Consider the following 12914-nt stretch of genomic DNA (forward strand, 5'->3'; position numbering starts at 1 on the left):
TAAAAATATTTATATGGAAGAAAATACAACGACTTTAGACATTAGAGCGATAAATGAAAAAATTGAAAGAGAAAGTGCTTTTATAGACCTTCTTACAATGGAAATGAACAAAGTTATTGTGGGTCAGAAACATATGGTCGAGCGTCTATTAATCGGATTACTTGGACAGGGACATATTTTATTGGAAGGAGTTCCGGGTCTTGCAAAAACTTTGGCAATTAATACGCTTTCACAAGCAGTTCAAGGTTCTTTCAGCCGTATCCAGTTTACGCCGGATTTATTACCTGCCGATGTTATCGGAACCATGATTTACAACATTAAAGCAAACGAGTTCTCAATTAAAAAAGGACCAATTTTTGCCAATTTCGTACTTGCCGATGAGATTAACCGTGCTCCTGCAAAGGTTCAGTCAGCACTTTTAGAGGCGATGCAGGAAAAACAAGTTACAATTGGTGACACTACTTTTAAATTAGATCGTCCATTTTTAGTATTAGCAACTCAAAACCCGGTTGAACAAGAAGGAACATACCAGTTACCTGAAGCACAAGTTGACCGTTTTATGCTAAAAACTGTAATTGATTATCCAAAAATTGACGAAGAGCGTTTTGTAATTCGTCAAAACTTAAAAGGATCTTACGAAAAAGTAAATCCGGTAGTTTCTGTAGATCAAATTTTACGTGCTCAAGAAGCAGTTCGTGAAGTTTACATGGACGAAAAAATTGAAAAATACATCCTAGATATTATTTTCGCTACGCGTTACCCGGAAAAATACAAATTAGCCGATTTAAAACCTCTTATCAGTTTTGGAGCTTCTCCTCGTGGAAGTATCAACCTGGCTAATGCTGCTAAATGTTATGCTTTCATCAAACGTCGTGGTTACGTAATTCCAGAAGACGTTCGTGCCGTTGTTCACGATGTATTACGTCACAGAGTTGGAATCACTTACGAAGCAGAAGCAGAAAACATTACTTCTGTAGACATTATCAACAAAATCGTTAACGAGATTGAGGTACCTTAAAAATTTGTTTCAAGTTTCAGGTTTCAAGTTGTTATTAAGACAAACTTGAAACTTTTAAACTTTAAACTTTAAACAAATCAAATGGATACAAAAGAGCTTTTAAAAAAAGTACGGAAAATAGAAATCAAAACGAAAAGACTGAGTAATCATATCTTTTCGGGAGAATACCACTCTTCATTTAAAGGACGAGGAATGACGTTTAGCGAGGTGCGTCAATACCAATACGGAGATGATATTCGTAACATCGATTGGAATGTAACCGCACGCTACAACGAAGCTCACGTTAAGGTATTTGAAGAAGAACGCGAATTGACCATGGTTTTAATGGTTGATATTTCGGGTTCTGAATCCTTTGGTTCTAAAAATCAATTCAAGAAAGACATCGTAACCGAAATTGCGGCAACGATGGCTTTTTCGGCTACACAAAACAATGATAAAATTGGTTTAATCTTATTTTCTGATACTGTAGAATTATATATTCCGCCTAAAAAAGGACGTTCGCACGTACTTAGAATCATTCGTGAATTGATCGAATTTGAACCAAAGAGTCATAAAACCGACATTGCTCAGGCTTTGAAATTTTTATCCGGAACACAAAAAAAGAAAGCGATCATTTTTATGATTTCCGATTTTATGTCTGATTCTTACGAGCATACTTTAAAAATAGCTTCTAAAAAACACGACATCACAGGTGTTCGAGTATACGATATCCGCGAAGAAAAAATTCCGAATTTAGGAATGGTAACGATGTTGGATGCCGAGACTGGAAAATTACAATTGGTTGATACAGGTTCAAAAGCAGTTCGCATGAATTATGAGAAACATTATCAGGAAAAATTGAATTATTTTAAAGATACCTTCCGTAAATCCGGAGCAGGAATTGTCAACACCAGAGTTGACGAAAATTACGTAACTAAACTATTAGGCTATTTCAAATCACGATAAAAATCTGGCAATTTTGATTAACAAATCAAAAATCGTTAATCTAAAATCAACAATCGTTACTCAAATGAAATTTAAACTTTATATATATTTATTGTTCTTTTCTACTATGATTTTTGCGCAGCAGAAACCAGTAGAAACCAGCATTGATACTACAAAAAACAAAATTGGTGCAGAGTTTAAACTGACACTTAAAACTGTCGTAAGCTCAAAATCAAAAGTTGAATTTCCAAAACTTAAAAATATTGGGCCACTAGAAGTTATTCAATCTTATCCTGTTGATACGGTTAAGAAAGATGACACTTATGAGCTAGTTAAAAAATATGGTTTAACACAGTTTGATTCTGGTCGTTATACTATTCCAAGCGTTAAGATTTTAATTGATAAAAAACCTTTTTATTCTGATTCTCTTAAAGTTGAAGTGGCTAATGTAAAAGTGGACACTTTACAGCAAAAAATGTATGATATCAAAGATATTTCTTCTGTAGATGAAGGAATGGGAACTTGGTGGATTTACGTTTTAATTGTTTTAGTTATTATCGGAATTGGGGCTTTTGTTTATTGGTATGTTAAAAAACGTCAGCTGAAAAAGATTGAAGAAGAAGTTTATAAAACTCCTATTGAAAAAGCGACAAGTTTATTAAACAACCTTGAGAAAAAAGAATTAGTTCAAAAAGGAGAAATCAAAGAATATTATAGTGAATTAACCGATATCGCCAGAAATTATATCGAAGAAGCAATTCATATTCCAGCAATGGAAAGTACCACTTCTGAGTTAATTCAAGCCATCAGAACGGCATCGACTCAAAAGAAAATGACTTTGACGCCTGAAACGGTTGAGAATTTAGAACGCGTTTTACGTCAGGCCGATTTGGTAAAATTTGCTAAATCAAAACCTCTTGATTTTGAAATTACTGATGATAGAAATAAAATTCAAAAAGTAATTTTAACGTTGGATAATGCTATTCCAACAGAAGTCCCTGAAGATATTGAAGATCAATTATTGAACGAAGCACAAAGACAAAAACAAATTCAGGCGCAGCTTCGCAAAAAGCGTAATGCACGAATTGGTTATTCGGTTGCAGCTGTAATCTTATTGTTGTTTGTAACTACAACTTATTTTATCGTTACTAAAGGTTTCAATTATGTAAAAGACAATTTAATTGGCCATCCTTCTAAAGAATTATTAGAAGGAGAATGGGTAAAAAGTGCCTACGGAAGCCCAGCTGTTTTGATTGAAACTCCGAAAGTTTTAAAAAGAATGGATACTGAAAAAGTACTTCCAAAAGAAACCATGGCGTTGATTAAAGAAATGCAGTTATTTGTTTACGGAAGCATGATTGACAATTTCTATGTAACCGTTTCTACTGCCAAATTTAAACAGCCAACTGATATCGATTTGGCAAAAGCCCTTGAAGGATCTTTAAAAGTAATGGAAGCTCAGGGTGCTCAAAATATTATTGTAAAACAAGAAGATTTCCAAACAAACGAAGGCATTCAGGGAGTTAAAGGTTATGGAACAATGTCTATTCTAAATCCGGCAACTAAAACAAGTACTAAAGCATATTACGAATTGCTACTTTTCAAACAAGATCAAGGTTTACAGCAAATCCTGATTTTACATGAAGAAGGTGATACTTATGCAAACGAGATTACCACTCGAATCTTAAATTCTGTTGAACTTCAAAGAGCAAACAACTAATGGGCAATTTCAGTTTTTTAAATCCAGAGTTTCTTTGGTTGTTTATATTAATTCCGATTGCGATAATCTGGTTTTTATTGAAACGCAACCAGCAGTCGGCTACCTTAAAAATGAGTTCGACGGCAGGATTCCAAAACAGCGAATCTTTATTGGTTAAATTAAGACCTTGTTTGTATGTTTTCAGAATTTTAGCTTTAAGTTCGCTGATTATTGCGTTGGCAAGACCAAGAACTGTAGACATCAGCAATCAGACTAAAACAACAAAGGGAATTGATATTGTTATGGCAATTGACGTTTCCGGATCTATGCTGGCAAAAGATTTAAAGCCTAATCGTATGGAAGCTTTAAAAAGAGTGGCTGGCGATTTCGTTGAAGAAAGACCAAATGACAGAATTGGATTGGTTTTATACGCTTCTGAAGCTTACACCAAAACTCCGGTTACCAGTGACAAAGCAATCATTTTAGAAGCTATAAAAGGAATTAAATACGACACCGTTCTTCAAGACGGAACGGGAATCGGAATGGGATTGGCAACTGCCGTAAACCGTTTGAAAGACAGTAAAGCAAAAAGCCGAGTAATTATTTTAATGACTGATGGAGTTAACAATGCCGGTTTTATAGAACCGGAAACGGCAGCAGATATCGCAAAACAATACGGTATAAAAGTTTATACAATTGGTATTGGAACAAACGGAATGGCAGAATCTCCATATCAATATGCTCCAAATGGAAGCTTAATGTTTAAAATGCAGAAAGTGGAAATCGACGAAAAACTGATGAAAAATATTGCTCGTAAAACAGATGGAACCTATTTTAGAGCAACCAGCAACGATAAACTAGCAGAAATATACAACGCAATCAACAAATTAGAAACCACTGAAATTCAGGAATTGAAGTTCTATGATTATGATGAAAAATACAGAGCTTTTGTTTTATTTGCAGGCTTTTTATTATTGCTTGAAGTGGGTTTAAGAAATACAGTTTACAGAAGCTTCATTTAATTTTAGATTAAAAAAAATCTAAAATCTAAATTCAGAAATCTAAAATTTAAAATGGAATTAGACGAAAAAAAATATTTATATCTCTTACTACTTATCCCAATTGTGGTGTGTATTTTCTTTTTCAATATGTATTGGAAAAGAAGAAAACAGCTGGAGTTTGGCGACTTGGAAATGGTAAAAAGATTGAGTCCGGAGAAATCAGTTTTTAAACCTGTTTTAAAAATTGTCGTGATTCTTTTAGCTCTTACCTGCTTAATTATTGGTTTAGTAAATCCGAAAATCGGAACTAAAATGGAAACCGTAAAACGAGAAGGTATTGATATTGTTTTTGCTGTCGATGTTTCTAAAAGTATGCTTGCCGAAGATGTTGTACCAAGTCGTTTAGATAAAAGTAAACAATTGGTTTCACAGATTATCAACAACTTAGGAAGCGACCGAATCGGAATTGTGGCTTACGCAGGAAGTGCTTTCCCTGTTTTACCGATTACATCCGATTACAGTGTTGCCAAAATGTTTCTGCAAAGTATGAGTCCGGATATGGTTTCATCGCAAGGAACATCTTTGGATGAAGCTATTCGATTATCTGCCACTTATTTTGATGAAAAAAGCAAAACCAGCAAGTTATTAATCCTAATTTCTGATGGAGAAGATCATTCTGAAGGCGCCACTGCTGCGGCAGAAGAAGCCAATAAAATAGGAATGAAGATTATTACAATTGGTGTTGGAACAGAAAAAGGAGGAACTATTCCGTTAAAAGAAAACGGCGTTGTAAGAGGATATCAAAAAGATCAAAACGGACAAACTGTAACTACCAAATTAAATCAGGAAGGTTTAAAAACAATTGCCAAAGCAACTAAAGGTGGTTATGTTTATGGCGGAAGCACCAAAGAAGTTTTAGAATACATCAAAAATGCTTTGAACAATATTCAGAAAACTGAATTTGAAGCCACGCAAATGGCAGAATTTCAATCCCAGTTTCAATGGTTTATCGGGTTTGCATTTTTACTGCTTTTCCTTGATATTTTCTTATTGGAAAGAAAAACAAACTGGATCAAAGAGTTGGATTTATTTAACGAAAAGAAATAAATGTTCAGAGTGAAATTCAGAACAGAAAAAAAAATTAGAATGAAAAATTTACTTCTTTATATTTTACTAACGGTTTCTTTTGCGGTTTCTGCACAAGAGAAAGACAAATCATTGCCTGCAGCCAATGAAGAATATAAACAGAATAAATTTGTTGATGCTGAGGCAAACTATAGAATTTCGGAATCCAAATTTCCTAAAAGAGCAACAGCGCCATATAATTTAGGAAACACCATTTACAGACAAAATCAGATTTCGGAGGCGAAATACGCTTACGCGAAAGCAATAAAAAATGCCAAAACAAGACCTGAAAAACATAAAGCTTTTCACAACCTTGGAAATACTTTCATGAAAGAGAAAGATTATACGCAGGCCGTTGAAGCTTACAAACAAGCCTTACGTAATGATCCAACAGATGAAGAAACGCGTTACAATTATGCTTACGCCAAACAAAAACTAAAAGAAAATCCGCCGAAAAACGATAACAAAGACAAAAATAAGGATAAGGACAAAGACAAGGATAAAAACAAAGATAAAGACAAGGACAAAAATAAAGATCAGAACAAAGACAAGGATAAAAAAGACGACAAAGGCGATAAGGACAAAGACAAAAAAGATGGTAAAAATGATCCTAAGAAAGACGACAAGTCTGACAACCAGGAACAGCCAAAACCACAGCCAGGCGGAATATCTAAAGAACGTGTTCAGAATTTATTAGATGCGGTAAACAACGAAGAAAAGAAAATTCAGGATAAAGTTAACGCTCAAAAAGTAAAAGGAAACCCTAAGAAAACAGAAAAAGACTGGTAAAATAAGTTGAATCGTTTAATCGTTTTATGTGTATTACAAAACGGTTAAACGATTAAACAGTTAAACAAACAACGACTAAAACAAGTAATGAAAAGATATTTAATTCTATTCCTACTCACTTTTCAAGGACTTATGGCTCAGGTGCAATTTGAAGCCAGAGTCAGCAAAAACACGCTTGGAGTAAACGAAAGACTTCGTATAGACTTCATTATGAATGTTGACGGAGACAACTTTGAACAGCCTGCTTTTGAAGGTTTCAGACTTGTTGCAGGGCCAAGTCAGCAAATCAGTCAGTCTTGGATAAACGGACGAAGCTCTTTTCAAAAAATATACTCTTATATTTTACAGCCGGAACGAAAAGGAGCGCTTCTTATCAAACAAGCTGCGATAGAATATAACGGACAAGTTTATAAAACTTCGCCAATAAAAGTTACCGTTACTAATGCCGTTGCTCAGGAAAGAGATCCAAACGACAGACCTCCAGGATCTGGAAACGAGTTATTGAATTTGGTTGCCGAAATTTCAAAAACAAACCCGTATTTAAATGAACCGATTACAGTTGTTTACAAACTGTATTTCAATAACATTGGCGTTACTGGTTTTAAAGAATTGGCTAAACCAAAATACAATGATTTCTGGAATCAAAACATCGACATTAAACAACTGGCCATTGAAGAGGGTTCTTTTCAAGGACAAAGATGCTATTATGTTATTTTAAAGAAAACTATTCTATATCCTCAAAAATCAGGAAAACTCACAATTGAACCTCTTTCTCTAGACATAGGAGTGCAATTACCAACGAATCGTCGCGATATGTTTGGCCAGATGATTATTACTGAAGACAATAAGGTAGTTTCAGCCGGAGCTAAAACCATAAACGTGAGACCGCTTCCTGAAAGCACTAAACCAGAAGGATTTACAGGTGCAGTTGGTAAACTGAACTTTACCGTTACGCCATCCAAAACAACACTTAAAAATGGTGAAGGTCTTGATTTAATTGTAAGCGCCCAGGGAACTGGTAATATGAAATTATTTACTCTTCCTAAACCAGTTGTCCCAAATGCACTGGAAATGTACGACCCTGTTCACGATGAAAAAGTAACTACTTCGTTGTCGGGAATGTCTGGAAGAATATCAGATAAATATACTATTGTTCCTCAATACCGAGGAAAATATACGATTAAACCGATGCAGTTCTCTTATTTTGATTTGAGTTCCGGTACTTACAAAACGATCACTTCAAAAGAAATTATGGTTGATGTTTTGGACGGGCCTACACCAGCTGAAGCAAATACAGGATCGGCTTCTAAAAATGCAACTGCTCAAACGGATCATTTTAAAAACATCAAATCTAAAACAGTTTTAACTGCTATTGCTAAAAATGAGTTTTATGGTTCTAATTTATATTTAGGTTTATTATTTGCGCCTTTTATCATCATTCCACTTATTATTTTAGCGAAGAAGAAAAAAGAGGCTATCGATAGTGATGTTACCGGAAACAGAATTAGAATGAACAATAAACTGGCGAAAAAGTATTTGTCGCAAGCGAAAAAACATCTTAATAATAAAGAACCTTTCTATATCGCATTAGAAAAAGCAATGCATAATTTCTTAAAAGCGAAATTGCATATAGAAACTTCAGAAATGAGTAAAGACAATATCAGAGAATTATTATTGTCTAGAAATGCTAATGCAGAAACCGTTCAGAATTTTATTGATCTGACTGAAAACTGTGAATTTGCACGTTATGCACCAGCATCAAGCGCTTCAATTCAGCAGGATTATAACAAAGCGGTATTGATTATTTCTGAACTAGAAAAACAGATTGTTTAAACGTAATAAAGCAAACCTGACAGGTTTTAAAAACCTGTCAGGTTTAAATAAAATTAAGATGAAAAACATACTATATCTCTTTTTATTCATCTCGCAGGTTTTCTTTGCGCAAGGACGCTTTGAAGCAGGAAATGCATTGTACCAAAAAGGACAATACAAAGAAGCTGTACAGGTTTATGAAAACATAGTAAAAGAAGATAAATTACAATCTGCTGAATTGTATTTTAATCTTGGAAACTGTTATTATAAACTGAATCAAGTGGCACCTTCGATTTACAATTATGAAAAAGCTTTGGTTTTAAAACCAAATGATCCTGAAACTTTAAACAATTTAAAGTTCGCAAAAAAGCTGACAATTGATGAAATTAAAGAAGTTCCAAAAGTTGGTTTTGCCAAACTGATTCAGAACTTTACTTCTATTTTTGATTACAATATGTGGGCAAAAATTGCTGTCGCAATTGGATTTGTCTTTTTACTTAGCTTTATTGGTTATTACTTTTCAAAAGCGACCATTGCAAAAAGAATCTATTTTGTGGGAATGTTTATTTTTTTAGTTGCTTTTGCGTTAAGCATTTCAGCTGCTGTATCAGAAAAACGTCATTTTGATAACGATCGTGTTGCCATTGTTTTTTCCGAAATGAGCCAGGTTCGTGCAAAACCTCAAAAGTCTGCAAATGGTATTATACTATTGCACGAAGGAGCAAAAGTTTATGTTCTGGAAACTACAGCTGAGTGGAAAAAAGTAGAATTAACAGATGGAACACAAGGCTGGATTGAATCTTCTACAATTAAAGAAGTTAAATAAAGTTTTATAAATATTTAAATAAAGAAATCCCAAATTCCAAAACAACAATCGGAATTTGGGATTTCTTATTTTTTGGAATTTTGTTCTTAATTTACTGCGTCTACTAGTCTAACAAATTCTGATCTATAACCATCTTCATCATTTTGTAAACCAGATTTTGCCAATTTTTTAATTTCTGAACTTGAAGTGTTCGCAATGTATTTTGACTCACGAAGTTTTAATCCGAACCAGGAAACAGCAGTTGTAAATTTGAAATCAGGAGAACTGTTTTCCAGATTTGTTTTCTTATCTGCTATTACATTTTCTATTTCAATACTTCTATCGTCATCAGGTTTTTTATACCTGAATTTCACAGTTGCCAGTTCATCACTGTAGATTCCGTCTGCTTTTTGTGTTTTAGTATATTTCAAATCTGACGGAACATAATCGCTTTCTACACCAACAGGAATAATTTCATATAAAGCTGTAACCGAATGCCCGCTTCCTAATTCGCCCGCATCAATTTTATCATTTTTAAAATCTTCTGCATTTAGTTTTCGGTTTTCATAACCAATCAATCGATACGCCTGAACATGTTTTGGATTAAACTCAATCTGAATTTTTACATCTTTCGCGATAGCGAACATTGAACCTTTAAATTCTTTTCCAAGAAAACGATTTGCTTCCTGAATATTATCGATATAAGCGTAATTTCCGTTTCCTTTATCGGCAAGAATTTCCATTTTAGAATCTTTATAATTTCCCATTCCAAAACCTAAAACGGTTAAGAAAACACCTGATTCTCTCTTTTGTTCAATCAATTTCAGCATATCATCATCACTTGACGCACCAACATTAAAATCACCATCAGTAGCTATCACTACTCTATTGTTTCCGCCTTTTATAAAATTTTCCTGTGCCAGTTTGTAAGCCAACTCGATTCCTTCTCCGCCCGCTGTGCTTCCACCCGCGTGTAAATCATCAAAAGCGTCCATAATTTCCTCTTTATCTTCTCCTGAAGTTGGTTCCAAAACTACTCCAGCCGAACCTGCATAAACTACAATCGAAACCCGATCTGTACTACGAAGTTCTTTAACTAAGATTTTCATAGATTCTTTCAACAATGGAAGTTTATTTGGTTCATCCATCGAACCCGAAACATCCAATAAAAAAACCAGATTAGTAGCCGGCAAATTTTCCATTGGAACGTCCTTTCCCTGTAAACCAATTTTCAGTAATCGGCTGTTTTTGTTCCAAGGACAGTCGCTGTATTCTGTATTAATTGCAAATGGATGCTGTCCGTTTGGCTGTGGATATTTGTACTTGAAAAAGTTGATCATTTCTTCGACACGAACAGCGTCTTTTGGAACTTTTTGCCCTTCGTTGATAAATCGGCGAATATTGGTATAAGATGCGTTATCAACATCTATAGAAAATGTAGAAAGAGGAGTTTTAAGTGGCGATTCAAACGGATTTTCTTCTAATCCTGCGTAACTTTCTGTGTTTGGCTCGGGAATATATTCTTCGTCTGAAACTGAATCAGTTGTTGTTACTGCAATTTCACTTGCATCTGCAGTCTCGTCTGGCGCATACGCTTTCTTACAGCTGAAAATAGTAAGTACGAGGAATGCCATCATAAAGAAATTAAGATTTCTCATAAAGTAAATTTTTAAAAAATTAGTAAATAGATTTTGGTTCAAATAAGGGCTAGCATTCCGGATGTACTAGAAGTGATTATTTGCAATTTTCGAGTATGCAAAATCGTGCCAAAAATTTTACAAATATTTTTCTGACTTAAAAATAAAATGAGAAACCTTGATTTTAGAGGAAATTATGCTCGATTTTTTTTCCAAAGAGTAAAAGAAAGTGGTTAAACTTTGGCAAAACGTTGCTAAGAAAAAGGGCGAGATGGAATTATTACAAAATTTCAATTTTAGTTTTTCTCAAAATGCTAAAAATATAGCCCGTGGTTTCAACCACGGGAAACGTTACAAATAATCTTAATCATACATTGTGTTCCCGTGGTTGAAACCACGGGCTATATTTTGAATATTAGGATTTTTATTAGACTTTGAAAAGAGTTAGATAGAATTAAAATGGATTAATCTTTGAAATCCTTTTAATCTGTGGCAACTATATTTTGTAAAATTTAAAACTGGTAAACTTTCTCTGGCGTAACACAATAATCCAATTTAATATCAGATTCAAAAACATCATCGATCTGGTTTACGGCTTCAAAGAATGAAAGTCCTATTTTGATGGTTTCGGGTTTGCATTCAGCGAGAAATTTATCGTAGAAACCTTTTCCGTAACCAATTCGGTTTCCAAAAATATCAAAAGCCAAAAGCGGTACAAAAACTACTTCCACTTTAGAAGAAGGCACTTCGATTCCGTCAACGGGTTCAGGGATATTGTATTCGTTCTTTTTGATTCTGGTATTATCTGTTAAAAGAAAATGAGTCATTTTTCTCGTTTCGAAATCGCTTTTTGAAATCAGGATTTCTTTGTCTTTTCCGGAAAGTAAATGCAGGATAAATTCGGTATTGACTTCTTTATGTTCTTCAATCGCAAGAAAAACATGGTAATAAATTTTGTCCCAAATGGGCATTTGGATTAATTGATTGGCAATCGCAAGACTTCTTTCTTCTATTTCATCAAAAGAAAGTGCTCTACGGAAATTTTTATATTCTATTCGGAGTTCTTTTTTACTCGTCGGCATTGTCTGGAGTTTTAGATAAATGGTAAATGGCATCGCCTTCATAAACAATTGGCGAATGATTGGCATTGATCACATAACCATCGTGCGGTGCTTTAATTTTCTGTTCAAATTTCCCAAACGGATCTGTAATAATCGCTAAGATAGTGCCTTTGGTTACAAACTTTCCAATCAAATTAAAATCATGCAATAAACCAGAACATTTCGCACGTAGCCAAACCGATTGTTTAATATAAATCGAAGGTGTTAAAGCGGGCTCCGCAATTTGCTTCGAATCCAACATCTGTAAATAATGAAGCAAACGTTTGGTTCCTAAAACACCTTGATTCGAAATTTCGTTATTAATGTCTAATGACTTTCCTCCTTCAAAAAGAAGCATTTTGACATTGGCATTTTCAGAAGTTTTTCTAAAAGAGCCATTTATATTTTTAGAATACAAAGTAAACGGCGCATTAAAAACATCGGCCAAAACTTTTAACTCGGGATTATTTTCAGTAATTCTAATTTGAGGTGCGTTGAAACGACTTGCTCCACCAGCATGAAAATCGACTGCATAATCTAAAATCGGTAAAATTTCTTCGACAATATGATAAGCAAATCGGCTGGCAAGAGAACCTTTTTTACTTCCCGGGAAAACTCGGTTTAAGTCACGGCCATCCGGAAACTCTCGCGATTTATTGACAAAACCGTACATGTTAATCACAGGAATGCAGATAATCGTCCCGCGTGAAGGTCTGTTAATTTTTTTACTGATAAGCTGGCGCACAATTTCAACACCATTTATTTCGTCGCCGTGAATTCCTGCCGAAAATAAAACAGTCGGCCCTTCATGTTTGGAACGACGGACAATAACAGGAATATTTAGTTTTGTTGTAGTATGAAGCCGAGCAATTTCGACGTTTATCGTTCTGTGTTCTCCCGGCAAAATCGATTCGCCAAAAATAACCAATGGAGTACTATTTTTCATTTGGAATTATAAAATCTAAATATAGAAATTATTCTTTTGATTTCGTAAATTTGAAACT

General features: G+C 34.3%; 11 protein-coding genes. 8 read left to right on the forward strand and 3 right to left on the reverse strand.

Translation table 11 applies throughout. The annotated features are described in order from the left end of the window. The first annotated feature begins 13 nt into the window (after positions 1–13). The 8 genes from ACFS3A_RS13505 (at position 14) to ACFS3A_RS13540 (ending at position 9194) form a co-directional block, all read left to right on the forward strand. On the forward strand, positions 14–1018 hold the full coding sequence (locus ACFS3A_RS13505) for an AAA family ATPase (RefSeq protein WP_142451507.1): 1005 nt from the start codon (positions 14–16) through the stop codon (positions 1016–1018). An 81-nt stretch (positions 1019–1099) separates the two neighbouring features. After that, on the forward strand, positions 1100–1963 hold the full coding sequence (locus ACFS3A_RS13510; protein ID WP_289663601.1) for a DUF58 domain-containing protein: 864 nt from the start codon (positions 1100–1102) through the stop codon (positions 1961–1963). 64 nt (positions 1964–2027) lie between these two features. Continuing rightward, entirely contained in the window at positions 2028–3662 is a 1635-nt protein-coding gene (locus tag ACFS3A_RS13515; protein WP_289663602.1) for a hypothetical protein, read from the forward strand. Further along, positions 3662–4663: a vWA domain-containing protein gene (locus tag ACFS3A_RS13520; protein WP_379826092.1), complete on the forward strand. Its 1002-nt coding sequence runs from the start codon at positions 3662–3664 to the stop codon at positions 4661–4663. Before ACFS3A_RS13515 ends, ACFS3A_RS13520 begins: the two co-directional genes overlap by 1 nt. A 51-nt stretch (positions 4664–4714) precedes the next feature. Further along, complete coding sequence (locus tag ACFS3A_RS13525) at positions 4715–5749, forward strand: vWA domain-containing protein (RefSeq protein ID WP_379826093.1); 1035 nt, start codon at positions 4715–4717, stop codon at positions 5747–5749. Between the two features lie 39 nt (positions 5750–5788). After that, positions 5789–6556, forward strand: coding sequence for a tetratricopeptide repeat protein (locus ACFS3A_RS13530; protein WP_379826094.1), 768 nt, complete (start codon positions 5789–5791; stop codon positions 6554–6556). An 87-nt stretch (positions 6557–6643) separates the two neighbouring features. After that, positions 6644–8389: a BatD family protein gene (locus ACFS3A_RS13535; RefSeq protein ID WP_379826095.1), complete on the forward strand. Its 1746-nt coding sequence runs from the start codon at positions 6644–6646 to the stop codon at positions 8387–8389. A gap of 58 nt (positions 8390–8447) precedes the next feature. Beyond that, positions 8448–9194, forward strand: a complete 747-nt coding sequence (locus ACFS3A_RS13540; RefSeq protein WP_379826096.1) for a tetratricopeptide repeat protein — start codon at positions 8448–8450, stop codon at positions 9192–9194. 86 nt (positions 9195–9280) lie between these two features. Here ACFS3A_RS13540 and ACFS3A_RS13545 read toward each other — a convergent pair whose 3' ends face one another. The 3 genes from ACFS3A_RS13545 to ACFS3A_RS13555 all read right to left on the reverse strand — a co-directional run bounded on the left by ACFS3A_RS13545 (position 9281) and on the right by ACFS3A_RS13555 (position 12856). Continuing rightward, positions 9281–10831: a vWA domain-containing protein gene (locus tag ACFS3A_RS13545; protein ID WP_379826097.1), complete on the reverse strand. Its 1551-nt coding sequence runs from the start codon at positions 10829–10831 to the stop codon at positions 9281–9283. A gap of 491 nt (positions 10832–11322) precedes the next feature. After that, positions 11323–11892 carry a 5-formyltetrahydrofolate cyclo-ligase gene (locus ACFS3A_RS13550; RefSeq protein WP_379826098.1) on the reverse strand — a complete coding sequence of 190 codons (570 nt, stop codon included), beginning with the start codon at positions 11890–11892 and terminating at the stop codon, positions 11323–11325. Continuing rightward, positions 11879–12856, reverse strand: coding sequence for a succinylglutamate desuccinylase/aspartoacylase family protein (locus ACFS3A_RS13555; RefSeq protein ID WP_379826099.1), 978 nt, complete (start codon positions 12854–12856; stop codon positions 11879–11881). Before ACFS3A_RS13555 ends, ACFS3A_RS13550 begins: the two co-directional genes overlap by 14 nt. Between the last annotated feature and the right edge of the window lie 58 nt (positions 12857–12914).

The sequence above is a fragment of the Flavobacterium notoginsengisoli genome, assembly GCF_042686225.1.
Classification (GTDB): domain Bacteria; phylum Bacteroidota; class Bacteroidia; order Flavobacteriales; family Flavobacteriaceae; genus Flavobacterium; species Flavobacterium notoginsengisoli.